This window comes from Flavobacterium sp. UW10123 (genome assembly GCF_040538975.1).
GTDB lineage: Bacteria > Bacteroidota > Bacteroidia > Flavobacteriales > Flavobacteriaceae > Flavobacterium.
Window position 1 is genome coordinate 69,598 of sequence record NZ_JBEWQE010000003.1, and the last position, 25,489, is coordinate 95,086.

The window sequence follows — 25,489 nt, forward strand, 5'->3', positions numbered from 1 at the left end:
TCAAATTGGAATTTGGGATTTAAGAAATTGGAATTTTTAAAAAATTACCTAGAATCTTTTCTCCAACATCACCGCTTTTTTCTGGGTGAAATTGTGTTCCGTAGAAATTATCTTTTTGTAATGCCGATGCGTATTCAACATCGTAATTTGTTGTGGCGATAGATTCTGCACAATTTAGAGCGTAAAAACTATGAACCAAATACATAAATTCATTTTCTGAAATACCCTTGAACAAATCTGATTTTAGATGATAAATCTGATTCCATCCCATTTGTGGCACTTTTACGTTGTTTGAGAATTTCAAAACATCAACATTAAAGATTCCTAAACCGTCAGTATTTCCTTCTTCTGTTTTATTGCACATTAACTGCATTCCTAGGCAAATTCCTAAAACAGGCTGTTTCAATTGAGGAATTAAGCTGTCTAAACCACTTTCGCGAAGTTTGCTCATAGCCGAACTCGCCTCTCCCACACCAGGGAAAATCACTTTATCTGCCGATTTTATTTCTTCTGGATTATTACTCAGAACAGCTTTAAAACCTAATCTTTCAATAGCAAACATAATGCTCTGAATATTACCTGCTCCGTAATTTATAATTACTATTTTCATTTGTTTTTTGTTTGTTTTGTTTCAGGTTTCATGTTTCAAGTTGCTCAACAAAACGTGAAACCTGAAACTTTAAACTTGAAACAACTTTTAAAGCATTCCTTTAGTACTTGGCAGAATCATTTTTTCGGTATCTCTTTTTACGGCTACTTTTATCGCTTTCGCGAAAGCTTTAAAGATGGCTTCGATTTTATGATGTTCGTTAATTCCTTCTGCTTTGATATTTAAGTTTGCTTTTGCTCCATCTGTGAATGATTTGAAGAAATGATAAAACATTTCAGTCGGCATTTTACCAACCATTTCACGTTTGAATTCAGTTTCCCAGATTAGCCAGTTTCTTCCGCCAAAATCAATTGCTGCTTGAGCTAAACAATCGTCCATTGGAAGGCAGAATCCGTAACGCTCGATTCCTAATTTATTTCCTAACGCTTTCGCGAAAACTTCTCCCAAAGCAATTGCTGTATCTTCGATAGTATGGTGTTCATCAACTTCTAAATCGCCTTTAACAGTTATTTCTAAGTCCATTTGCCCATGACGAGAGATTTGATCTAACATGTGGTCGAAAAATGCAATTCCGGTGTCGATTTTGCTTTTTCCTGTTCCATCAAGATTTAGATTGATGTAAATATCCGTTTCGTTGGTTTTTCTTGTGATTGATGCCGAACGCGCTTCTAGTTTCAAAAACTCATAGATTTTCTTCCAATCCATTGTCTGTAAAACGATTGTTTCGTTTAATTCTTCACGTTTTGATGAAATTTCATTGCTTCCAATTCCGTCTGTATCGTTCATGAAAATGGCTTTTGCGCCAAGGTTTTTAGCCAGTTCTACATCTGTCAAGCGATCCCCTAAAACAAAAGAATTTTCAAGATCATATTCCGAATTGTTCAAATATTTGGTCAACATTCCAGTTCTTGGTTTACGCGTTGGCGCATTTTCTTCTGGAAAAGTTCTGTCTACGAAGATTTCATCAAAAACAACTCCTTCGTTTTCAAATGCTTTTAAAATGAAATTCTGTGTTGGCCAAAACGTATCTTCAGGAAAACTATCCGTTCCAAGTCCGTCCTGATTGGTTACCATTGCTAACTCGTAATCCAATTCATTAGCAATTTTAGCTAAATATTGAAATGCTTTTGGATAAAATTCTAGTTTATCTAAGCTGTCTAATTGATAATTTTCAGGTTCTAAAACAATCGTTCCGTCACGATCGATAAAAAGTACTTTTTTCATATTTTTTGGTTTTGCCACAGATTTCACAGATTAAATAGATTTTCTTTTGCCACGAATTTGCTTCGCCTATTCGCTTTCGCTTGGGTCACTAATTTTCACTAATTCAATTCGTGTAAATTCGTGGCAAAAAATTAAACGCAAACAGAATAAAAAATCTTTTTAATCTGTATAATCTGTGGCTATATATTTTTTTAGCTTAATAGTTTTAATTCTCTAATTACAACCGCATTTTCTTCTTTTGTTCCAATTGTAAAACGAAGACAATTTTCGCATAAAGGTTGTGTGGTTCTATTTCGAATTACAATTCCTTTTTCAATTAATTGATCGTATCTTTTGTTAGCGTCATCTACTTTTGCTAATATAAAATTAGCCTCTGTTGGATACACTTTCTCTACAAAACTTACTTCAAGTAACACTTTAAGCAATTCTTCTCTTTGCTCAATTATAGAAGCTATTTCTTGTTTTATTTTATCAGAATCTTTTAAACGTTCTTTAGCTCTTTGCTGCGTAAGTTCGTTTACATTATAAGGCGGTTTGATTTTATTTAAGACCGAAATTACTTCTTCTGAAGCATAGCAAATTCCTAAACGAATTCCGGCCAAACCATACGCTTTTGAAAGTGTCTGCGTAATAACTAAATTCGGATATTCATCGATTTCTGTTAACCAGCTTTCTTTATCCGAGAAATCAATATACGCTTCATCAATCACAACCAAACCTTTAAAGTTTTGAAGCAATTTCACCACGCTTTCGTCAGAAAATGAATTTCCTGTTGGGTTGTTTGGCGAACATAAAAAGATGATTTTCGTGTTTTCGTCAACAGCTTCTAAAATCTTTTCAACTTGTGGCTGAAAATCTGTAGTTAGAAGCACTTCTCTATTTTCAACGGCATTGATATTCGCCAAAACACCATACATTCCGTATGTGGGAGGAAGCGAAATAATATTGTCTTTATTAGGTTCGCAGAAAGCTCTGAAAAGCAAGTCTAAAACTTCGTCACTTCCGTTTCCTAATAAAATCTGACTTTGTTTTACTAAATTATTCTTAGCTAAAATGGCTTTTACAGAATTCTGCTGTGGGTCTGGGTAACGATTTACACCGTTTTGATACGGATTTTCATTGGCATCCAAAAAAATCATTTCGGCCGTATCAAAATCTTCAAACTCATCTCTCGCTGAAGAATAGGGCTTTAAGACTTTTACGTTTTCTCTTGTTACTGTATTTATATCAAATTTCATTATCTTAATTTTTAGAATATAGAGGATAGAATAAAGAGAATAGACTTCTCATCAGATCCGTAAAATTTCTATATTCTTTGTTCTATATTCTGTTCTCTTTAATTTATTGCAAACTCTTTAATCTCAGCGTTACAGCATTCTTATGCGCCTGTAATCCTTCGGCTTCAGCCATCAATTCTATAGCTTTTCCAATGTTTTGAATTCCTTTTTCTGAGATTTTTTGAAACGTCATTGATTTCATAAAACTATCCAGATTTACACCGCTATAATTTTTAGCGTAACCGTTTGTTGGCAAAGTATGATTGGTTCCTGAAGCATAATCTCCAGCGCTTTCTGGAGTATAATTTCCAATAAAGACAGAACCTGCATTTACAATTCCGTTGCAATAGAAATCATCATATTCTGAACAAATTATAAAGTGTTCAGGACCATATTCATTGATTAAGTCCAAAGCAATCTGATCATTTTCGACATAAATCAATTTTGAATTTTCAATTGCTTTTTCTGCTATCACTTTTCTAGGAAGCACTTCTAACTGCGATTGAATTTCTTTTTCTACTTCATCAATAAGCTTTCTTGAAGTCGAAACTAAAATTACCTGACTGTCTGTTCCATGTTCTGCCTGAGATAATAAATCTGAAGCTACAAACGCTGGAACTGCAGTATCATCAGCTACAATTAATAATTCTGAAGGCCCAGCAGGCATATCGATTGCAACGCCAAACTGAGTTGCCAATTGTTTTGCTACTGTTACAAACTGGTTTCCTGGTCCAAAAATCTTATATACTTTCGGAATTGATTGTGTTCCAAATGTCATTCCCGCAATCGCTTGGATTCCGCCAACTTTTAGAATTTTAGTTACACCGCATAAATTTGCTGCATATAAAATCGCTGGATTAATTTTTCCTTTTTTGTCTGGTGGCGAACACAGTACAATTTCTTTACAACCCGCAATCTCAGCCGGAACAGCCAGCATCAAAACAGTCGAAAACAAAGGTGCTGTTCCGCCTGGAATGTATAAACCGATTTTCTGAATCGGTCTTTTCTCCTGCCAACAATTTACCCCTTCAATAGTCTCAACAGAAACGCGATCTGTTTTTTGAGCGTTGTGAAATTTATAAATATTGTCTTTAGCCAATTCAACAGCTTCTTTCAGTTCGTTTGGAATCAAACCAATTGCTTCTTCAATTTCCGCTTTAGAAACTTCATAGTTGTCTTGAGAAATTCCGTCAAAAATCGAAGTATATTTAGCAACAGCTTCATCTCCTTTTCTTTGAACTTCTTTAAAAATTTCTTTTACCGTAACTTCAATATCGTCAACCGTTTTGGTTGGTCTTTTTAATATTTCTGACCAGATTTCTGGTTTTGGACTATCTATTTTATTCATTCTTTTTTTTAGCTTTAAGCTTTAAGCTGTAGGCTTTAGGCTTTATTAACGTTGTGTTTATTTTTTGCATAAGGAGCAAGCTTTTCAAAAGCCTAAAGCTTAAAGCTTACTGCCTAAAGCAGGCTCAGCCCTATAGAACCATTTTCTCAATTGGGCAAACTAAAATTCCTTCTGCTCCTACTTCTTTTAGCTGGTCTATTACATCCCAAAAAGTATCTTTATCGATTACTGAGTGAACACTACTCCAACCTTCTTGAGCTAACGGAAGAACTGTTAAACTTCTTAAAACTGGAAGAATTTTTCCAACTGCTTCAATTTTGTCATTTGGAACGTTCATTAGGATATATTTTGAATTTCTAGCTCTTAAAACAGCTTGAATTCTGAATTTTAAAGTATCAATGTGTTTTTGAATTTCTGGAGAAACTTTTGGAGAAACTGCTAAAACTGCCTCACTTTTCAAAATAACTTCAACTTCTTTTAAGTTGTTTTTGAATAAAGTGCTTCCGCTTGAAACAATATCAACAATTGCGTCAGCAAGACCAATATTTGGCGCAATTTCCACAGAACCAGAGATTTGGTGAATATCTACAGTTAGACCAAATTTATTAAAATATTCTGTCACTGTATTTGGATAAGAGGTAGCAATTCGAAGATTCGCTAGATCTTGTACTGAATTGTACTCGAATGTTTTAGGAACAGCAACAGAAACTTTGCATTTTGAAAAACCTAATTTTTGAACTACTTCGATTCCTTTTCCTTTTTCCACTAAAAGATTATCGCCAACGATAGCTAAGTCTACCACTCCATCGATTAGATATTGTGGAATATCTGAATTTCTTAGGTATAAAACTTCAAGAGGAAAATTTGAAGCTTCGGCTTTTAACTGATCGATTCCGTTGTTGATTGAAATACCGCAGTCTTTTAGAATTTGAATGCTGTCTTCGTTTAAACGTCCAGATTTTTGAATTGCAATTTTTAAAGTACTCATTTTTTTTAGTTGTTTGTTGGATTAATAGTTTGAGTACAAAGAGAGCTTGAAATAAAAAACCCGTTTGATGTACTCAAACGGGTTTTAAAATATGATGATTTACACGCATACCATTAACACATCGCTTGAGAGCAATAATGTAAATGATGATGATGTAATTGAGTTGAAATCATGATTTGTTTTGTTTTTTACTTCTTTGATTCGGTTGCAAATATACTAGATAAAATAATTAAAAAGCAATTTTTATTTTAACTTAACGACAGTTTATTGTTAAAAAACGTTGTAGACCGCAATATGACTAATAATTTTAAAATTACTTTAACGAATTGTCATATTCATCAAAAACCAATAAAACTTTGGTGCCTACCCCAATTTCACTTTCAATTTTAAACTTAATTTTAAGCAGATCTGTCATTCGTTTTACAATAAACAATCCAAGACCAGTTCCTTTAATTTCTGAATGATTGAGTGAATCTGATCTGAAAAAAGGATTCAAAATTGACTCAAGATCTTTTTTGGCAATTCCTATTCCGTGATCTAAAATATTGCAAATGATTTTCTGATTTTCTCTTGATAATGAAATTCTAACTTCACTGTCCGGTTTTGAATATTTCACTGCATTTGAAATGATATTTCGAAGAATTGTTACTGTTAAATAATTATCTGAATAAATATAAAATTCTTCTGGTGCATCTAAAATTACATTTATTTTGCCTGATTTAATTTTCTCTGTATTCAATTTCAGTACATCTAAAATTACAGCATTTAAGTAGACATTTTCTTTAAGAATGTTCTGTTTTTGATTCTCAAAACGAGCCATCATAAGCAACTGATCTACTAGAGAATTTAAGTGGTCGACTTCGTTAATGCAATAGTTTATTTTTTCTTCGTACTCCTTGTTATCTCTAGGTTTACGTATAAGCACTTCAAGTGTCCCTTTAATAACTGTAAGAGGCGTTCTTAGCTCATGTGAAGCATCAGATGTAAACTGTTTTTCACGCTCTATTGCATCTTCAATTCGATTCAATAAATTATTAATAGTTTTAGAAAGCGTAAACAATTCGTCTCTTGTTTTTGGCAACGGAATTCGCGCTTTAAGATTATCTTTAGTAATAACTTTCGAGGTCTGAATGATATTATTTATTGGCTTGATACTTCTTCCTGCATAAAATCTAGCTAGGAAAAACAGAATCAGCAAAATGATGGGGAAAGTTATCAATAGAGTATCCATCAGATTATCTAAAACTTTTGAAGAATCAGAAAGTGACATTGCAATAATCAGATAGCCAACTTTCTTAGATTCTACATGAAGCGGAACCTGAATCTGACGAATCTTATTTCCTAATAATTTAGTATCAAAAGGATGAAAGTGCTCTTTACTTTGATGAAAGACAAGTTTTTCATTCTTCAAATTAGGAGATTTTTCGATTATTTGTTTGTTTAAATCTAAAAACTGTACAAAAATAGGATTCACGTCGACAGAGTTATGTTCTCTTTCCTCCCATTCTTCGGCATCCATAAAGATTACAACACCTTTTTCTGTTTTTAACTCTTTTAAATGATCCTGAATTTCTATATTCAAGTTCTCATCAATATGGTTATAAACCGTGAGCTTTACAATAAAATAAATAGCAGAAAAGACCGCTAAAACCAACAGTCCTGTTCCTACAATATAATTTAATGCTATTCTGTTTTTAAAAGATAATAATGTCATTTGTTAATCATTGGCAATATATCCAATGCCTCGGATGGTTTTGATATAATCTTCTTCAATTTTAAGGTTGAGTTTTTTTCGAATTGCATTCATAAAAACATCTATAACGCCTGTATCATATTCAAAATTAATTTCCCAAACGTCTCTTAAAATCTGATTTCTTGTGCAGACTTTTCCTTTATGCTGAATTAAATAAGCCAATAATTCAAATTCTCGTTGAGTTAGCGAAATTTCTTCGTCTCCTTTCAATACGATATGTCTGGACAAGTCCATCGTAATATTACCAAGAGTCAAGCTTTCGGTTTGTTTTTTATTTCTAAAGTGGACTTTAATTCGCTCCACCAATTCTTCAAAACTAAAAGGCTTTTTGATATAATCGTTTGCTCCGGCTTTCAGCCCTTCAATAGTTTCCTGAACCGTATCTTTTGCCGTCAAAAAAATGATCGGAGTCTCGTGATCTTTAATTCGAATAGCTTTACACAAATCAAGACCATTAATCTTTGGCAACATCCAATCTAAAAGAATTAAGTCAAATTTTTGCTCCTGAACCAGTTCAAAACCTTTGGAACCGTCGGCTGCAGTTGTAATTTGATAGCCTTCTTCTTGCAAACCTTGTTTTAGAAATTGAACAATTCCTACTTCGTCTTCAACTATTAAAATATGCATTTATCGTATCTGATTAAATTTGAATTTCATTTTTTCAATTCAAAGATAGATAATTTACCTCTCAGAAATAGTCCAACACGCCAAGAAATAAAGAAAATCAGTATCTTAAGCAAACTTTAAGTTAACGTTAAGTAAGGTAAAAGTTGAACTTAATCTGGCATTAATCATTCGAAATTAATTTTGTAAAAAAATAAGACTGATGAATTTTTACAAAAAACTTTCGACTTTTTACAATCTTGCTTTACTGTATTTTATTGTGAGTTTTACACTTAGAATAGTATTGCTTTTCCATCCCATTACTCAAAGTTCGTTTACTTTTACAGAGAGCTTAAAAATATTCTCACTTGGCTTATTGTCAGACACTTTCGTATTTGCATTAGCTTCGGGCTTTTTGTTGCTTTACCTTATTTTTATTTCCAATTCAAAATACAACAAGCCTTACGGGTATATTATTCTAGCAGGTTTTGTAGCGCTTTTGCTTTATATCGCATCAGGAAAAAGCATTTTTGACGAATACGGCGGTGCTTTACCCAGAATCGTTTTGATTTTTGTTTCCTTAAAAACACTTTTGTTTGCGCTTTTCCTTTTCCTTCCAAAACATAGAGATAAAATCAGGTTTTGGCTTTTTGCTTTTGTGATCTTTTTGTACGTTTTATTGATTCTTCAAAATGCGATAAGCGAATTCTTCTTCTGGAATGAATTTGGAGTAAAATATAATTTCATCGCAGTTAATTATCTGATATACACTAATGAAGTCATAGGAAATATTATGCAGTCTTATCCAGTAATTCCTATATTTTCTGCTTTATTTATCGTTACAGGAACCATTACTTATTTCATTATTAAAAATTCTAGAAATTATATTGATGAAATTCCAAGTTTTAATGAAAAATTGAAAATTACAGCTCTTTATGCAGTTTTATTTGTTGCGTCATTGTTGGCTGTTCCAGGATTAGCCAAAACAGAAAATTCTAAAAACGTCTTTGTTAACGAACTGCAATCGAACGGAATCTATAAATTCTATCTGGCTTTCCAGAATAATAAATTGGATTATTTCAAGTTCTACAAAACAATTCCAAACGAAAAAGCATTTGCTTTGCTAAAACAAGATTTGCCTTCTATTTCAGGTAAAAACACATTGCGCGAAATAAAAGAAGATTCTCTGGAACAGCGCAAAAACGTGGTGTTAATTACAATTGAAAGTTTAAGTGCCGACTTCATGAAAATGTATGGCAACGAACAGAATATTACGCCGTTCCTAGATAGTCTTGCACAAAAAAGCTTGCTCTTTACGAATGTTTACGCGGCAGGAAACCGCACAGTTCGCGGACTTGAAGCCGTAACTTTATGTCTTCCTCCAACAGCAGGTGAAAGTGTTGTAAAGAGAGAAGACAATAAAAACAAATTCTCTACAGGATCGGTTTTTCTTAAAAAAGGTTATAATGTGAAATTTATGTATGGCGGAGATGCTTTTTTTGACAACATGCAGGACTTTTATTCAGGAAACGGTTATCAGATTATTGATAAATCGAGTTTTGCTGAAAATGAAGTTACTTTTTCTAACGTTTGGGGAGTTTGTGATGAAGACATGTATAAAAAAGCAATCAAAGTTATGAATGCTGAGGCTAAACAAAACAAGCCTTTCTTTAATCATATTATGACGGTGAGCAATCATAGACCTTTTACGTATCCTAACAATAAAATTGATATCCCTGGAAACATCAAATCTCGTGATGGTGGTGTAAAATATACCGATTATGCGCTTAGACAGTTCTTTAATCAAGCATCGAAACAACCTTGGTTTAAGAATACAGTATTTGTAATTGTAGCTGATCATTGTGCTTCGAGTGCAGGAAAAACAGAACTTCCGTTAGATAAATATAGAATTCCAGCTTTGATTTATACGCCAGAAATGAAGCCTGAAAAATACAACAAGTTAATGTCACAGATAGATATTATGCCAACATTATTTGGACTTTTAAATTTTGACTACGAAAGTAAATTCTTTGGACAAGATGTATTTAAACCAGATTATCAGCCCCGAGCTTTTATAGCCACTTATCAGGATTTAGGTTTAATAAAAGACAATGTTTTGACAATTTTGTCTCCAAAACAACAGATAAAACAGTTTCAGCTAAAACTTAATGAAAAAACAGGAATCTCTCCAGAATTTCAAATTCATTATGATGAAATTCCATTGAAATCTGAGAATAAAAACTTAGTTGATGAAACAATTTCGTATTATCAATCAGCGTCTTATGTTTTGAAAGAGAAAGAATATCAGTTTAAAGATCTGGCTGATAAGAATAAAAAATTATACGCCAACGTTCGTTAATATTATCAATTAAAAAAGCCTCAAATTCTTTAATTTGAGGCTTTTTAGATTTTACTTCAAGTTGAAACAAAAATTAATCATTTTGATTTTTCATTCCGAATAAATTTCCTTTCTGGTATAATTTTAAATCATCTTGCAAGAACTGGTAGTTTCTTTGAGTAACAGCTGGCGCATCTAAATCGCTTAAATCAGGTTTTCCGGCATTTACCCAAGCAGTATACCAAAAACTTGCCGTAGCAGTAATTGCTTTTCTCATTTGGCTTTCAACCATTCCGTTTAATTCTGCATGCAATTTTGTAGCATATTCATCAGAAAACTTAGAAGTATTGTATTTCGTTTTTGCAATTTTACCTTCTGCGTCCATTTCAAAAACTTTATTCTCTGGAGTTGCTACTCTTAACTTTTTGTCAATATCTAATAAAGGTTGTGCTAGCGTGTGAGTATCATTAATCATATCCCAAATTGCTTTGTGAACATCTGCATAATACTGTGCTTCAGGAACATTTAATTTATAATTTTTAACAAATAACTCTGGCAATCTGCTTTCCCATAAAGAGTGAATACCTTTTTGGTCAGTTAATTGTCCGTCATGATTTTTTGAAGTATGCAAAGGCATGTGTGCATCACCAATATAATGACCTAAGTCTGCGGCAAGAAATAAGATTTCAGCTCTATTTTTTTCTTTAAAAGCTTTAGTCAATTTTGCCATCATATCTTCGATATACCAAGGCAAAATTCCATTATCGCTTAAAAATTTAGCATCATATTTTTGTTTTGCCTCTTCTAATGTTTGTGGATAAGTGTCAGCGGCTCCAAAGTTTTCCATGTCAAAATAATGCCTTGGGCCTTCTTCCTTATAATTTAAAGCATACTTACGGATATCTGGAACCGATGCTTCTTGTGTAATAAAATCAATGTGATTGTAAAAAAAGATCTGTAATTGTTTTGGTAAAGCCATTACAGCTGCTTTGTTAATGCGCTCATGGCCTACATTTCCCCATGACAGCATAATAAACCCAATAACTAAAGCCCCGAAAGCGATTAGTTTTGGTCTCATTTGGATTTTCTTCATTTGTTTTTTTATTAGAGGGAGCAAATTTAGTTTTAATTAAAGAATACGCAAAAAATACTGTAATTAAGATTTACTAAATTTAGATTTTTGAGATTTTACGCTCTAAAAGCAACAGAAGTTTATATTAACAATATTTTTCTTTGTAAGTTTGTTTCAGTATTAAATCTTACATATGCGCCATACTTTTCTTATTGCTGCTAGTTTATTATCTAGCATTTGCTTTGCTCAAGAAATTGAATTAAGACCAGGGAATATAAAAGACACCGTTCTAAATCCGAAGAGAACTTTAAAAATAGCCGAACCTTTTAAAGCAAAAAAGGTAATGTGGGCGCTTTTTCCTGGCACAGAATATGGCAAACGCGACGGAAGCGGTTTCATTAGTTGGATCTGTAAAACTTGTACACCTTCACCTTATACCGATGTAAACGGCGTTGAAGGAGATCAGTTATTTCCATATACAGAAGGTGTTGCAACGAGACTTCTAGCAAACATTGACTATTCAGATTCAAAAGGAAATCAATTCAAAATACTAGCTTTTAATCATTCCGTTCATGATGAAGACGGATTACAGACAGGACGTTTTTCTGGAGGATTGCTTGGTTTGGCAAAATTTGCAAAGAATGGCAATTCTTGGGATATGCGATCTTTCCAGCCTGCAGTTGCTGCTTTCGGTTCTTTTGCACAATGCCCAACTCCAAAATTGGTCGAAATTGGAGAAGATCAGTTTGCATTTACATTATTGCATGTTAACGGCGGCGCAGGCGGTCCTTTTGAGGGATGGCTGTATTTAGTTGCTGGTTTTGATGGAAAATATCAGCCTATAATGGAAGTGAACGATTATCAGCTTACCAATGTTCAAAGCATAGAATGGTCTGGAACTTACACCGTTGTAAATGATAATACAAAAAAGCATTTTAGAGATATTATCATCAAAACAAAGGGGGTTTTCAATAAAGCATTAAAAGCTCAAGATGAATTTGAAACTAATGTTCCTGAAGAAATTGCGGCAATGGCCAAAACAAAAAAGTCATTCAATTTTGAAATTGAACGACGTTTTGCTTTCAAAGGAAAGTTTTACAAAATGATTGACAAACCAATTGTAAAATTCTCTAATGTAAAGTAATAGTTAAAAAACTTTGAGTATAGTTTTACCGCAAAGAGCGCAAAGTTTTTTTACCTTAAATTTTGAATAAAACGCAAAGTTCGCAAAGCTTTGTACAAAAACTTTGCGAACTTTGCGTAATTCTTTGCGCTCTTTGCGGTTAAAAAAAACTAGCCCAAATAAAGAATTGACACTAAAGCTAAAACGGCAATAAAAATCCAAAGAAAAACACCTTGTAATAAAGGCTTTACTCCTACTGTTTTTAAAGTTGCAAAATTTAAAGTTGCTCCAATCAAAAACAAAGTTATGGTTAAACCGATTTTTGCAATACCAACAAGATGTCCGGTAAAAATGGCTGTAGAAGGTACATAGGTATTTACCAACATTGCTAAAACAAATAAACCAATAAAGTAAGGAATTTTGATTTTTGAGTTCTTGCTTTTAAAAAGAAAAGCAGTTAAGATTGAAATTGGAATAATCCATAATGCTCTCGCCAGTTTTACTGTTGTAGCAACTTGCAATGCTTCTGCACCATATTTATTTGCCGCACCAACTACAGAACTGGTATCATGAATTGCAATAGCACACCATAAACCAAAATCTTTTTGGGATAAATCTAATTGATGCCCGATAAACGGAAATACAAATAAAGCTATCGAATTAAGTATAAAAATAACTCCTAAAGCGATTGAAGTCTGATTTTCATTTGATTTGATTACGGGAGAAATGGCCGCAATGGCGCTTCCTCCACAAATTGCTGTTCCGCAAGAAATTAAATGAGAAGTTTTTCTTTCAGTTTTAAGCCATTTCCCTAACAATAATCCAAAAAGTAAAGTGCTAAAGATTGAGAAAACAGTCAAAACAAATCCTTCTTTTCCTGCTGAAACTGCGCTGTTGGCGTTCATTCCAAATCCCAAACCAACAACCGAAAACTGCAATAAAAATGTAATGGCTTTATGATTGAATTCTACAAATGGATTTCCGAAAAGATTCACAATTAAAACGCCCAATAAAAGTGCAATTGGAGGTGAAATGATCGAAAATAAACATAAAAGGATTACAGCAAGAAAGAGTACTTGCTGTAAGGATTGATTAATTTCAAATAATTGTGCTGTGCTTTGTTCTTTTGTTTTCAAAATAAATGGGTATTGATATTATGTTGCAAAGTTCCGCCGTTTATATTGAAAACACCAATCGTAAATTGCGATTGGCTATAACTTCAAGTTATAATGAAATGCTAAATTTTGAATGAATAGTTCTGATAAAGAATCTGATTTTCCCTGTAAAGTGGCAATATAAAAATATCGCTCAATTGACAATTTCTCCACATCTAAAACAATCAATTCTTTATTTTTCAGCTCTTTACTTACGGCATGAATAGACATAAATGCAAAACAATCTGAATTCAATAAATATGATTTTATACTTTCTGTACTTCCCAACTGCATTTCGATTTGTAAATCTGAGAATTTTAAACCAGCTTTTTTCAAGGCAAATTCTATAACTTCAAGTGTTCCAGATCCGCGTTCTCGGGTTATAAATTTCATTGATTTTAAATCGCTTACCGAAATTTCATTTTGTTTAACAAAAGGATTATTGCTATTGCAAACCAAAACCAATTCGTCTTTTAAAAACGGAATATATTTTATGGATTGATTTTTAGAATGCCCTTCTACAATTCCGATCTCGATTTCTTTATTGATTAAGGCATTTTCGATCTGTTCTGTATTTCCATTCAGCAAATTGACTTTTATGTCTTTTTGTTTCTGATGAAAACTAGCCAAAACTGGAGAAATAATATATTGTGAAATAGTTGTACTTGCTCCTAATCTCAACAAACCTTGACGTTCTGCATTAAACGAACTCATTTCAAAGTCTATTTCACGGTATATATCAAAAATACTTTTAGTATATTTTAGAAGAATTTTTCCTGCCGGAGTTAAAGCAATTTTAGAACCGTTTCGTTCAAAAAGTTTGGTTTTATAAGTTTCTTCTAATTCCTGAATATGTTTAGAAACTGCCGGCTGCGTAATATACAATTCTGTTGCCGCTTTAGTAAAATTAAGGCGGAGTGCAACAGTGTAGAAAACTTTTAGCCTGAAGTCCATAACTATTATTTGTTTTGTTTCGTGTTTAAAGTTTCAAGTTATGCAAAAACTTTGAACCTTTGCCCCTCTGAACCTTTGTGCCTTTTAAAGTAATCCATTATACTTCCTAACAAACCATTCTGTAGTCAGTAAAGCAACAATTAAAATCAACAACCAAACCCAATCAATAATTGGAGTTTTACTTGAAATATTTTTCTCAATTGATTTGTATTCTTTGTTCTCCAAAAGTGTGTTAATCAATTGATCGGCTTGATCTTCAAAAAATGCTCTGCCTCCTGTTTGCTGCGCTAACTGCTGTAATTTTGTGACATCTGGATTTACGAATTGCTTTTCGATATCGAAATCTAAAATTTCAAAATGGCTTGCGTATGACGTATTTGAATTTAATTCTTTTACTGTAAAGTTATATTTTCCAGCAGGAAGTCCTTCCAAATTAGCCGAGAAAGAATTACTTCCTTTTAGTAAATCGTAATTTTTGGTTTGCTTAGTTGCTGCATTTGCAACACTGATTGTAAGTCTAGCTTTTTCATCAAACTCATAATTTTTGTTGAAATATTGCGCATTGATGATAATTTCTTCTCCAGAATTATAGAAGCTTTCGTGAGTTACTACCAAAGATTTTTTTGAGGCTGATGTTGCTAAATATTGAACTATTTTATCAACAAAAACGTCATACTTTTCAAAAGACTGATTGTCGACATGACTTTGCAAACGCCATTTCCAACTGTTTTCTCCAAGAAGAAAAGCGGTTCTTTTTCCTTGATTTTCGGCGAAAGCCAATAATGGAGCGTTTGTAGAAACGTTCCTAATTTTTGACGAAAGTAAAATAGAAACATTTCCGTTTGTGCTGATATTTCCGAACGGATTTTGCAAAGGCGGGAAATTTTCAAAACCGATATCATCAATAGCAAAAAGATTAAAATCGGAATGGAATTCGTTAAGGAAATCTTCTCGCTGATTGCTCATTTTAAAAATCAGATTGTTTTGCTGCTGATTTAAAAAATTGAAATCGGTATTGTTTCCTGTTATAATAAAGGTATTTGTTCCTTTTAATTTATTGTTGTCAAATATTGGTTTGAAAGCTGTTGTTGGCTGATATAAAACTAAAACAGAAACATCTTGTAAGTCGTTAATTTGATTTGGCTTAGCCAATATCACTTTACGCTGTGCATTAACTTCTATCGAACGTTTTAAAGAAGCAATATCTGGATGATTTATTGCAGAAACAATAGCAATTGTCGACTTCTGGTCAATAATTTCAACTGCGAAATTTTTGATGTTATTATAGCTGTTTTTTTCTTTGGCCGAAGATTGGATGCTAGCTTTATAAATCTGCAATCCTACTTTATCTGCAGGAAGAAGCAAATTCAAAGAAGCTGTTTTTTTAGAAGGCGAAAACGAAAGTTTTTCTTTTGCTACGACTGTATTTCCTTCCGAAATGGTAAATTCTGCATTGGCAGTTTTGGTACCAGCATATTGCAGAAAAACTTCGACAGGGAATTTATTTTTATGAAAAGCGTATTTGTTTACGTTGAGCTGATTGATTTTTAAATCGAAAAAAGTGGTTGTATCTCCCACAACCAAAGGATAAACTTTATTGACAGGATCGAATCTATAGACATAGTCGTTTCCTGTAGTTTGATTTCCGTCTGTAATAATTACGGTTGGGAAAATCAGATTTTTGTTGATGCTTTTTAAATTCTTTGCCGCTTCATCCAAATTAGTTTGATTCCCTTTAAAATCAAATTTATCTGAAATTTTAAAATCGTTGTCAAACTGATAAGACTGAATTTCAAACTTTTCCTTTAAAGCTGGGTTTGAAACTAGTTTTTGATATAATTCAATTGCTTTTTTATCTGATTTTAAAGCTACAATAGAACTTGAATTATCGACTACAATTGCCAAAGGCGTTTTGGTAATCTCCAAAGAATTTTTAGAAATTATCGGATTAATCAATAAAACCAACAATCCGAAAATGGCCAAAAAACGTAAAAAAGCCAAAAGTACAATCACATTGGATTTACTTTTGGCTTTGAAAAAATATTGAAAGTACGATAAACCACCAGCGATTACTAAAGAAAGCAATAATAAAAGAATCGTGTTTGTCGTCATAATTTATTTCGTAATTGGAAGATTAATAATTCAAAGATTTCAAAACCTTTGAACCTTTGCAACTTAGCACCTCAGTACCTTATGTTAGCATTCCTCCGCAAACATTAAGAACTTGTCCTGTAATGTAGCCGCTCATATCTGAAGCAAGGAAAAGACAAGCATTTGCAACGTCTTCTGGAGTTCCTCCGCGTTTCAACGGAATACCTTCTCTCCATCCTTTTACTACATCTTCTGATAATTTTGCAGTCATTTCAGTTTCGATGAAACCTGGAGCGATTGCATTGCAACGAATGTTACGAGAACCTAATTCAAGCGCTACAGATTTAGTAAATCCGATAGCTCCAGCTTTAGAAGCTGCGTAGTTTGTCTGACCTGCGTTTCCAGAAACTCCAACAACAGAGCTAATGTTGATGATAGATCCTGCTCTTTGTTTCAAGAAAGTTTTCTGAATCGCTTTTGTCATATTGAAAACCGATTTCAAGTTTACATCAATTACTTGGTCAAAATCTGCTTCAGACATACGCATTAATAGGTTGTCTTTTGTAATTCCAGCATTATTGATTAAGATATCTACAGTTCCAAAATCTGCTAAAACAGCGTCAACAAAGGTTTGAGCTTCGTTAAAATCTGCTGCGTTAGATTGGTATCCTTTCGCTTTTACTCCTAAACTATTTAATTCTGCTTCTAAAGCTTCTGCAGATGCTGCAGATGAGCTGTATGTAAAAGCAACGTTTGCTCCATGTTTAGCAAAAACTTCAGCAATTCCTTTTCCAATTCCACGGCTTGCACCAGTAATAATTGCAACTTTTCCTTCTAGTAATTTCATATTAAGGTATTCGTTTTATTTTTTGAATTACAAATATAGATTATTTGAGCATTTAATGAAATTTGTAATCCAAAAATTGCCTTAAGAATTTTGAATGCTGTTAAAACAAAAAAAACAGCTCATTAAATGAGCTGTTTTCCCCCAAAATAAAAAAACAAAACTAAAAAAGTTTAAATATGATTTTGTTTCGTTAATAAGAATGCTCACTTGACATTCTTAAAAATGCATTTCTTTGGACTATTCTTCTTTATCTTCCTTAATCTTATCTAAGACTATAGATCCAATCGCAATTATTATAGACAGATATAGATAAGGTCTTAAATATTCATAATAGCATTCGTTAATTATCAAAAGCCCTATACCCCAAAAGAAAATTGCAATAAAAGCTGGTGTTAAGACTTTTTTTATCATAAAACTATATATTAAGGAGTTATTAATTTTGACTCAGAAATTATGTTTCATAAAAGGCAGCTCAAAAATTGAGCTGCTTTTTTTATACTATTGAAGCTTCCAAGTTGTCATTCTAAACGGACTTGTGGCACTTGTAAAGGTGTAAACCGGATCAGAATAGAATAATCTAAAACTTTCTGCTTTTACATAAATTCCTTGAGGATCCATGAAATATTTATCAATACTTGCCAAGAAAGGAGGTGTTGCAACCGTAGTATTTCCATTCCATGACTTGTGTTTTAAGATTGCTTTTTTACCTACTGCGTCTTCTTCAACTGTCACGTAATGGAATAAAGCACCTCTTCCTGCAAAAGTGTAATAAATAAAAGTTCCAAGAGAATGATTTGCATATATCTCTATTGAGGCAATACGTTGTCCTGACGGTAACGCTGCATTAACTTTTTCTAACTCGGCATAAAACAATGAAGAGTTTGCAGGAGAATCTATAGTATAATCATCTACAAAGAATCCAAACCACGACAATGGTTTTCCAGGAAGCAAAAATTTATAATCATCTGTAAGAACCAAAGGCTTAGTTGTATATTTGATTACAGCAGAAACACCGCCTGTTCCCGTTGCTGTAAAACTTCCGTCCGTATCGTTATATGTGAAATTTGATAATTTTTGTCCACCTACTTCAACTGCTGGACTTACAATGATTCCCGTTGGAGTGTAACCAACTCCCATATCATAGCTAACTGAGTATCCGCTTTCAATAGAATTTGAGTTAGCAAAACGGGTAGCAGGCGTAAATGAAAAATCAAATTTATGAGTGGTTGTACCATCATTAGTTTCTAGCAATCTAAAAAGTGGTCTTTCTTCTCCTCCAATAACATTTTGCTCCATTTCTAGATTTTTTGGCAAGTCTATCCAATCGTCTGCAGTTGCTTTTACAAAACGTAGTTCTTGATTATTTCTATTGGTTTTAAAAATAATCTCTCCGTTTTCTTGTCCGTAGTACAAAAATTGAAAATCTCCTAAATATCCTTTTGCTCTTAAAGCTGGAATTGGATAATTATTTGAATCTGACAAAAGGTGAATTCTGTTCTTTGTTGTAAAAGTTAAACTTACTGTACTTCCTACTTGAATTGCATATTCACTTTTATAGGTCTTTGTATCAGCGTCAAAATCTGAAGCCATTTGTACAGTTCCATCATCTGCGAATTTAAATAAGTGCGTGTATCCTCCTAAAACTGTATTATCTGTAAAATAAACTGCTTTCCATCCGTACTGTGACGAAAGTAGCACATCGTTTAACTCAGATTTTTGTTTATTTAAACGTGCTGTTGGCGTATCTTCAAAAAGTTGTTCCGCATCTGTATTGTTATTACAGGCGATTAATTGCAGTATTAAAACAGCTGCAAATAAATACTTATATAGTTGTTTCATTTTCATAATGCTAATTTTAATTTAGTACAGATGTTGTATTTTTTTCTGCTTCATCTCTTAAAGCATAAAAATCCATGTTAAATGCTTCTTTGAAATATTTTACCACAATCGCTTCTTTTGCTTTTAAAGCCTGAAGAGCAAATGGGCTTTGAATACCTGCTAAAAACGCCGCATATTCATCTTTTGAATAAATTAGGATCATTGAAGCTGTTTCGGCAAAATCTTCATTAATATTTGATCTTGCATAACTTGTAATAAACCCAAGTTCATTCGATTCTGGAATTTCATAATTATACCAATCTGCAGTATAACCTCCTGGCGTTAATGTTTTCCAAGTTTTTTCGTCAAAAGGTTTATTCTGATTTAGAATATGGATGTACTCGTGCTGAATTGTATGTATAAACTCTGATACATTTGCACGATCTGTTTTATCAATATAATCTGTTTCAAACAAAGTAACTCTCTGTCCGCCTTCGGCCAAACCTAAAGTCCTTGTTCCTACACTATTTAAATTAACTCCTCCAACCAAAACAATCTCTCTTGGGGCAATTTTCTTTACAAAGTCAGGGCCTCCAATTGCTGCATAACTTTTTAGCCATATTGTTTCTACAATTTCAAGTGCCGGTTTTACTTTATCGACTGCTGGCGGAAATAAAAAACGGCTATTATCTACAGTGTTTTGATTCCATTTATATTGTACATTAATATTGTATGGATTTAGATACGTACCATCAATCCAGGTGTCTAAGCTTGTTTTTTCAGGCTGTGTAAAATCTAACTGGCTTTCTCCAGGAAGATCATCACTGCCACATGAAAATAGAGTTATCGAAACGAGTGCTAAAACCGCAATTTTATTATATTTTAATAATTTCATAATTTTCATTTTTAAGATTATCTAGGATTTAATTCTAAACCTGTACTTGAAGCGTGCAACGGAATCTGTAAAGCTCTTCTGTTGTCGTCTTTTTCTAGTATATTGGCTGGCTTGTTTGATGTTTCGTGTTTTACTACAATATTGAAACGTTTAATATCAAACCATCTAAGTCCTTCATGTATAAAATCTCTTCTTCTTGTTTCTGCAATCGCTTTTATATAAGACGTCTGTACAGGTGTCATGCTGTAGAATGGAGTATATTCATCTGCAATTACAGGGAATTTAGCTACTACTCTTGCTTCTGTCAATTTATCTGTTGTCGGATTATATGTTGGAGTTCTTGTTGCCAAGAAATATTCTAATTCCTCAGTAGCTGTATCTATTTCTCCTTTCATAACGTGAGCCTCGATTCTGTTTAAGAAAAATTCATCGTTACTTAGTAAAACTTCAGCAACATAAGGATCTCCAATTCCAGCTGTTACGTTAGAATATTTAAAGTATTCATAAAACTTAGGAAGAAACAATGTAATACTACCGTTTGAAGAATAGAAGTTATAATAGTAAGCTTTGTTAAAAAGATTTGTTGTACCTCCAAAAATTTCTGGACGGCGTAAACCTGATAAATTAAATCGGTTTAAAGAATATAATCTTCCTACAATAGTGTTTGCTGAAACGATTAATAAATTGGTCTCAACATCACTTGCTCCGTATTTTAATTGTTGGTCTTCTACACCAATAGATTCGTAAGTAGAAAAATCTCTTAATTTTCCTATTGGTCTTGATCCTAAATCATTAGACAGCTCAATTACTTTATCCCAGTTTCCTTTTACTAAATAAAATCTGCTAGCAAAAGCTTTTGAAGCCGATACATTAAAGTGGAATCTTGGTTCTTTATAATCGTTTGTTACATATTTCAAACCTTCTACAATGTCTTTTTCGATAAAATCGAAAACTTCAGCAACTGTATTTCTTTTATATTTTGTTATTAGTTCGGTTTCTGGTTTTGTCACGTACGGAACTCCTAAATCAGTAGCAGCAGTTGCTGGATTATAACGCTTTGACCACAATGAAACTAACATATAGTGAGAATAAGCTCTAGCAATCAATGCTTCTCCTCTTTGCGGATTTAAACTCGCAGGACTACCTAACTCTTCAATTGCTTCTAGTGCTTTGTTTGCGTGCGCGATTGCTTTATAACAAGCATCCCAATAATAAGCTTGAGTATCAATATCAGTTGCTTCTGTATTAATTTCCCAATTGTAGTTTTGTTCGTTTCTAACTAATGTTGTAGCCAATCCACTATCAAAAACATTATCAGACATAGTTTCTGCAATCTCGAAATAACTCATTTGAGGATATGCTTCAACTAATAATTCTTTTATTTTTTCTGGGGTATCAATTTCTGTTCTATTATCTGGTTTCTCCGATAAGAAATCATCACAGCTAGTAATACAAATAAGTATTAATAGGGACAATGCTATTTTTAAGTTTTTCATGATCTAGACTATTATAATGAAAGGTTTAAAGTAAAAGTGTATTGAGATGTTACCGGTAAAGCAACTCCTCCAGAATTACGAAACTCAGGATCTTGTCCGTTTAATCTTTTATCAGAATAAATTAGCCAAGGATTTACTGCTGAACCTTTTAATGTAAAAGTGCTCACTCCTATTTTTTTCTTGAAATCACTAGGAAATTCCCAGCTCAATGATATATTTTTCAATCTGATAAAATCTCCATCAGCAATACGAACATCTGAATAGTTATATGTATTGTAAGCTCTTGCCAAAGTACGCTCGCCGCCATAGTTAGCATTCATACGTTTATCTGCAATCACAGGTACATTTGTATAGTTTTCATCTCCTGGATTAATCCAACGGTTTGTAAAATCTTTTGTAAATACTGTTAAGTCGTCGTAAGTACTGTCATAAACAGGGTTTAAACGAACCTTATTTCCTCCTGAACCCACAAAGAATACATATAAAGACCAATTTTTGTATGTAAATGTATTGGCCAAACCAATTGATTTATTTGGTTCAATTGATCCTTCATACTTCAAATATTTTGTAACATTTAAATTATCCTGAAAATTGGCATCAGTAATGTTATTTTCAGCTCCATCCTGCAAGAGGAATGTTGGAAGACCTTGATTATTTAAACCTGTGAACTGGTAAGAATACAATGAGTTTCTAGGATGTCCCACTGCATTACCTCCGTTTGCATCAATTAAATCAAATGCTGTTGGCGTATTTTGTAGTTTTGTAATTTCTTGATTATAAATAGAAAAATTAAGATTCGTAGACCATTTAAAATCTTTAGAATTAATATTTTTAGTTGTTATTGCAACCTCCAAACCTTTAGTCTCCATATCAGCATTGTTACCCTGTCTGATTCTTTGACCTCCAATTCCAGATGTAATTACATAATCCACCAAATCAAAAGCTTTACGACGGTAAACATCTGTTGTAAATTGAACTCTATTATTAAACATTCCTAAATCAAGTCCAATGTTAGTTTCAAACTGTTTTTCCCAAGTTAGGTTTCCGTTTTGAAGTTCTTCAATTCTAATAGCAGACTCTCTGTCATCAAGTCCAAAACGGTCTGTAATAGCACTTTTGTAAATTGCCAAAGAGTTTGTAGCTGGACCCGCAGTAGCTGTTAAACCGTACGATGCTCTTAATGCCAAAGTGTTAATTGACTGTACATCTTTCATGAAGCTTTCCTCAGCCACATTCCATTTTCCACTAAAAGTGTAAGTTGGCAACCATCGAGAAGAATCACTGTCTCCTTGTCTGTTAGACCCGTCATAACGTCCTGTAACAGAAGCTGTATAACGACGATCATAAGTATAACCTACTTTACCAAAGAAACCTACCGTTCTTTCTTTTTCTTCATTAAAGCCATAATATGAGTCACCCGCATTAATTATTTTTTCAATAATTCTTGGATCTGTAAAAGCAGTTAAACCTCTGTCGTATTGTAGACCAGCTGCAGTAAATTGATCACTAGTTCTGTCTACAACTCTCATTTCAGTTCCAAATAAACCTTCTACTTCGTGTTTATCGCTGAAAATATTTCTATAGCTAACACTATTTCTTAAATTGTAAGATGTCATGTCGTTTGTAAACTTTCTCAAAAATCCTCCGTTTGGCAATACAGATTCTTTTGGAGCAGTTAAATCATTAGGATCTTGATATAAAAAGATGTTTTGATCTCTTACAAGAGTATTTACTCCATCTTCACCAATTGCTGTTCCTGCTCTATAAGCACCAACAACATTTGAACCTTCTAAGATTTTATGCTCACGACTTGTGTTTGCATAACGAGCAGAACCCGTTAAATTATAAGTCAAATGTGGGTTAATTTTATAATCTAAATCCAATTGAAAACGAATATCTTTCACCTCAATTTCCATGAAATTGTTAGCCAATTCGTTTACAATATTCATTTTAGCCCAGTTATTTCTGTAGTATTCTAAATTGCCATTTTCATCATAAGGACGTAAAGTTCTACTTGTATTTAATACATAATTAAACGGATTGATATCAAAATCACGTGTTACTTTACCAAAAACAACATCTTTTTCGCTTTCATAACTTCCTGGTGCACCTTGATCCCTGATAGATGCCAATGTAGATAATGTAATATTTAATTTATCATTTACATAAAAAGTCCCTTTTATGTTACTAGAAATCTGTTTTACATCGTCAGCAATAGTCCATCCTGGATCTGTATAATAACCTAATGAAGCATAAAACGTATTATTTTTTCCTCCTCCAGAAAAACTTAAAGAGTGATTTTGTGTAATTGAAGGCCTAAACAATACATTAAACCAATCTGTATTTGCCTGCTCGTACTTTTTCAAGAAATTGTTACGGCTTACTGGGTCATTATTAACTAAATAAGTTCCTGTTTCAGGATTATATGTATTTATTGCTCTTCCTAAAATATTGTATGCTCCACCGTATCTGCCATTTACTGTAGAAGGTAAATCTAAATAACCTTTAGCTTCCATTTCTTTAAAAATACTCATAGATTCTTGAGAATTCAAGATGTCGTATTGGCTATAATTTGGAACCGTTCTAACAGTTTGCTCTAATCCGTAACTAATTTTTAATGGCGAATCTCTACGTCCTTGTTTGGTTGTTACAACCACAACTCCGTTTAATGATCTTGAACCATAAATTGAAGTAGCAGATGCATCTTTAAGAATTTCAATGCTTTGAATATCGTTAGCGTTTAAACCAGCTACAGATGAACTTAATAAAGTCTCAGAATTTCCAGACGCTAAATCTGCAAATGACATATTAATTATATCCTCCTGAACAACACCATCAATAACCCATAATGGCTTTGTGTCTCCAAAAATTGAAGAAGAACCACGAACTGTGATTTTAGGTGCTGTACCAAAAGTTCCTGTAACGTTTTGCACTGTAACCCCTGCTGCTTTTCCTTCAATCATTCGGCTTACGTCAACTACTCCATCAACTTTTAATTCAGTACCAGAAATTTTACTAATTGCCCCAGTAAATGTTCTTTTTGAAGTTTTTTCGTAACCCGTTGTAACTACAACTTCTTTAAGATTCTGACCTGCTTCTGTTAAAACAATAGTGGGAGAAGTGTTTTCAATACCAATTTCTTTTGTTTCCATACCAACATAAGAAATAACCAAACGGTTGACATTAGCAGGCATTTCAATCGAAAAGTTTCCATCGAAATCTGTGAGTACAGCAGTTTTTGTTCCTTTTGCCATTACAGTAGCACCAGGAAGAGGAGATCCGCTTTGATCTGTAACCTTTCCTTTAATAATTGGTCCAAAAGTTAAAATTTCAAATAAAGAATCATGATTATTTGCATAAGAAAACGAATTTGCAGAATTCTTTTGCAGTATAATTTGATTGCTAACTTCTGAAAAAGTAATATTAAAAGGAACCAATATTCTGCTTAAAATACTAGACAGCGTTTCTTGATTTGCTTCTATACTAACTTTCTCTCCAAGCTGAGGAAGTCTTGAGTTATAGGAAAATTTTACATGAGCAGACTTCTCGATTTTCGATAAAGCATTATCTAAAGTTAGGTTATCAACTGTAATAGTTACTTTAGTATCTAATTTTTTCTGCCCATTTACATTATTTGCGAGAGTAACGCTTGAAAACACAAGCGCTAACACAAACTGAAACAGCGTTATTTTCATGATTTGGTGAAGTAATCGTTGCTTGACAACAGGTTTTTTCATAATTTTGGTTTGTTTTGATTAATACTATTCGAGTGTATTTTAAGAAACATCATAAATTACCCTTTACAGAGAGTGATTTATTCAGATTTAAGTGTCGTTAATGTTACAGCATTCTCGGCACTTTTTTTATGTATTCATTTTTACATAGGCAGTTATAAATT

General features: G+C 33.0%; 18 protein-coding genes. 2 read left to right on the forward strand and 16 right to left on the reverse strand.

Going from position 1 to position 25,489, the window contains the following annotated elements; translation table 11 throughout:
• Positions 1 to 19: 19 nt before the first annotated feature.
• From hisH to ABXT06_RS04700, 7 genes are all read right to left on the reverse strand, one after another.
• Positions 20 to 610, reverse strand: a complete 591-nt coding sequence (hisH, locus tag ABXT06_RS04670; protein ID WP_354589697.1) for an imidazole glycerol phosphate synthase subunit HisH — start codon at positions 608 to 610, stop codon at positions 20 to 22.
• Between the two features lie 87 nt (positions 611 to 697).
• Entirely contained in the window at positions 698 to 1,834 is a 1,137-nt protein-coding gene (gene hisB, locus ABXT06_RS04675) for a bifunctional histidinol-phosphatase/imidazoleglycerol-phosphate dehydratase HisB (protein WP_354589698.1), read from the reverse strand.
• 191 nt (positions 1,835 to 2,025) lie between these two features.
• A complete protein-coding gene (gene hisC, locus ABXT06_RS04680; RefSeq protein ID WP_354589699.1) occupies positions 2,026 to 3,072 on the reverse strand; it encodes a histidinol-phosphate transaminase in 1,047 nt (348 codons plus the stop codon).
• Between the two features lie 103 nt (positions 3,073 to 3,175).
• Positions 3,176 to 4,459, reverse strand: a complete 1,284-nt coding sequence (hisD, locus tag ABXT06_RS04685) for a histidinol dehydrogenase (protein WP_354589700.1) — start codon at positions 4,457 to 4,459, stop codon at positions 3,176 to 3,178.
• 130 nt (positions 4,460 to 4,589) lie between these two features.
• Complete coding sequence (gene hisG, locus ABXT06_RS04690) at positions 4,590 to 5,447, reverse strand: ATP phosphoribosyltransferase (protein WP_008464079.1); 858 nt, start codon at positions 5,445 to 5,447, stop codon at positions 4,590 to 4,592.
• A gap of 313 nt (positions 5,448 to 5,760) precedes the next feature.
• Positions 5,761 to 7,161, reverse strand: coding sequence for a sensor histidine kinase (locus ABXT06_RS04695; RefSeq protein ID WP_354589701.1), 1,401 nt, complete (start codon positions 7,159 to 7,161; stop codon positions 5,761 to 5,763).
• Between the two features lie 3 nt (positions 7,162 to 7,164).
• Positions 7,165 to 7,827, reverse strand: coding sequence for a response regulator transcription factor (locus ABXT06_RS04700; protein ID WP_202002650.1), 663 nt, complete (start codon positions 7,825 to 7,827; stop codon positions 7,165 to 7,167).
• Positions 7,828 to 8,026: 199 nt separating this feature from the next.
• Here ABXT06_RS04700 and ABXT06_RS04705 point away from each other — a divergent pair, with 199 nt between their 5' ends.
• Positions 8,027 to 10,162 carry an LTA synthase family protein gene (locus ABXT06_RS04705; protein ID WP_354589702.1) on the forward strand — a complete coding sequence of 712 codons (2,136 nt, stop codon included), beginning with the start codon at positions 8,027 to 8,029 and terminating at the stop codon, positions 10,160 to 10,162.
• Between the two features lie 73 nt (positions 10,163 to 10,235).
• Here ABXT06_RS04705 and ABXT06_RS04710 read toward each other — a convergent pair whose 3' ends face one another.
• Entirely contained in the window at positions 10,236 to 11,234 is a 999-nt protein-coding gene (locus tag ABXT06_RS04710) for a zinc dependent phospholipase C family protein (RefSeq protein ID WP_354589703.1), read from the reverse strand.
• 172 nt (positions 11,235 to 11,406) lie between these two features.
• Between ABXT06_RS04710 and ABXT06_RS04715 the strand changes: the two genes are divergently transcribed.
• Positions 11,407 to 12,357, forward strand: coding sequence for a hypothetical protein (locus tag ABXT06_RS04715; RefSeq protein ID WP_354589704.1), 951 nt, complete (start codon positions 11,407 to 11,409; stop codon positions 12,355 to 12,357).
• 149 nt (positions 12,358 to 12,506) lie between these two features.
• Here the strand turns inward: ABXT06_RS04715 and ABXT06_RS04720 are convergent, their stop codons facing one another.
• The 8 genes from ABXT06_RS04720 to ABXT06_RS04755 form a co-directional block, all read right to left on the reverse strand.
• A complete protein-coding gene (locus ABXT06_RS04720) occupies positions 12,507 to 13,472 on the reverse strand; it encodes a YeiH family protein (protein ID WP_354589705.1) in 966 nt (321 codons plus the stop codon).
• A 75-nt stretch (positions 13,473 to 13,547) separates the two neighbouring features.
• Entirely contained in the window at positions 13,548 to 14,444 is an 897-nt protein-coding gene (locus ABXT06_RS04725; RefSeq protein ID WP_354589706.1) for a LysR family transcriptional regulator, read from the reverse strand.
• Positions 14,445 to 14,528: 84 nt separating this feature from the next.
• Positions 14,529 to 16,556 (reverse strand): hypothetical protein, encoded by a 2,028-nt coding sequence (locus tag ABXT06_RS04730; protein WP_354589707.1) that lies wholly within the window; start codon positions 16,554 to 16,556, stop codon positions 14,529 to 14,531.
• Positions 16,557 to 16,635: 79 nt separating this feature from the next.
• Complete coding sequence (fabG, locus tag ABXT06_RS04735) at positions 16,636 to 17,382, reverse strand: 3-oxoacyl-[acyl-carrier-protein] reductase (RefSeq protein ID WP_111369193.1); 747 nt, start codon at positions 17,380 to 17,382, stop codon at positions 16,636 to 16,638.
• A 498-nt stretch (positions 17,383 to 17,880) separates the two neighbouring features.
• Positions 17,881 to 19,221, reverse strand: a complete 1,341-nt coding sequence (locus tag ABXT06_RS04740) for a DUF4302 domain-containing protein (protein ID WP_354589708.1) — start codon at positions 19,219 to 19,221, stop codon at positions 17,881 to 17,883.
• A gap of 16 nt (positions 19,222 to 19,237) precedes the next feature.
• A complete protein-coding gene (locus ABXT06_RS04745; RefSeq protein ID WP_354589709.1) occupies positions 19,238 to 20,095 on the reverse strand; it encodes a zinc-binding metallopeptidase in 858 nt (285 codons plus the stop codon).
• Positions 20,096 to 20,112: 17 nt separating this feature from the next.
• Positions 20,113 to 21,591 (reverse strand): RagB/SusD family nutrient uptake outer membrane protein, encoded by a 1,479-nt coding sequence (locus ABXT06_RS04750; protein ID WP_354589710.1) that lies wholly within the window; start codon positions 21,589 to 21,591, stop codon positions 20,113 to 20,115.
• Between the two features lie 11 nt (positions 21,592 to 21,602).
• A complete protein-coding gene (locus ABXT06_RS04755; protein ID WP_354589711.1) occupies positions 21,603 to 25,328 on the reverse strand; it encodes a SusC/RagA family TonB-linked outer membrane protein in 3,726 nt (1,241 codons plus the stop codon).
• Positions 25,329 to 25,489: the final 161 nt, after the last annotated feature.

What these genes read in the sequence shown, in the direction of transcription:
- hisC (WP_354589699.1), bottom strand. Translation starts at nt 3,072, where the DNA reads ATGAAATTTGATATAAATACAGTAACAAGAGAAAACGTAAAAGTCTTA.
- fabG (WP_111369193.1), bottom strand. Translation starts at nt 17,382, where the DNA reads ATGAAATTACTAGAAGGAAAAGTTGCAATTATTACTGGTGCAAGCCGT.
- ABXT06_RS04695 (WP_354589701.1), bottom strand. Translation starts at nt 7,161, where the DNA reads ATGACATTATTATCTTTTAAAAACAGAATAGCATTAAATTATATTGTA.
- ABXT06_RS04755 (WP_354589711.1), bottom strand. Translation starts at nt 25,328, where the DNA reads ATGAAAAAACCTGTTGTCAAGCAACGATTACTTCACCAAATCATGAAA.
- hisG (WP_008464079.1), bottom strand. Translation starts at nt 5,447, where the DNA reads ATGAGTACTTTAAAAATTGCAATTCAAAAATCTGGACGTTTAAACGAA.
- ABXT06_RS04745 (WP_354589709.1), bottom strand. Translation starts at nt 20,095, where the DNA reads ATGAAATTATTAAAATATAATAAAATTGCGGTTTTAGCACTCGTTTCG.
- ABXT06_RS04725 (WP_354589706.1), bottom strand. Translation starts at nt 14,444, where the DNA reads ATGGACTTCAGGCTAAAAGTTTTCTACACTGTTGCACTCCGCCTTAAT.
- ABXT06_RS04715 (WP_354589704.1), top strand. Translation starts at nt 11,407, where the DNA reads ATGCGCCATACTTTTCTTATTGCTGCTAGTTTATTATCTAGCATTTGC.
- hisH (WP_354589697.1), bottom strand. Translation starts at nt 610, where the DNA reads ATGAAAATAGTAATTATAAATTACGGAGCAGGTAATATTCAGAGCATT.
- ABXT06_RS04705 (WP_354589702.1), top strand. Translation starts at nt 8,027, where the DNA reads ATGAATTTTTACAAAAAACTTTCGACTTTTTACAATCTTGCTTTACTG.
- ABXT06_RS04710 (WP_354589703.1), bottom strand. Translation starts at nt 11,234, where the DNA reads ATGAAGAAAATCCAAATGAGACCAAAACTAATCGCTTTCGGGGCTTTA.
- ABXT06_RS04730 (WP_354589707.1), bottom strand. Translation starts at nt 16,556, where the DNA reads ATGACGACAAACACGATTCTTTTATTATTGCTTTCTTTAGTAATCGCT.
- ABXT06_RS04750 (WP_354589710.1), bottom strand. Translation starts at nt 21,591, where the DNA reads ATGAAAAACTTAAAAATAGCATTGTCCCTATTAATACTTATTTGTATT.
- ABXT06_RS04740 (WP_354589708.1), bottom strand. Translation starts at nt 19,221, where the DNA reads ATGAAACAACTATATAAGTATTTATTTGCAGCTGTTTTAATACTGCAA.
- hisB (WP_354589698.1), bottom strand. Translation starts at nt 1,834, where the DNA reads ATGAAAAAAGTACTTTTTATCGATCGTGACGGAACGATTGTTTTAGAA.
- ABXT06_RS04700 (WP_202002650.1), bottom strand. Translation starts at nt 7,827, where the DNA reads ATGCATATTTTAATAGTTGAAGACGAAGTAGGAATTGTTCAATTTCTA.
- hisD (WP_354589700.1), bottom strand. Translation starts at nt 4,459, where the DNA reads ATGAATAAAATAGATAGTCCAAAACCAGAAATCTGGTCAGAAATATTA.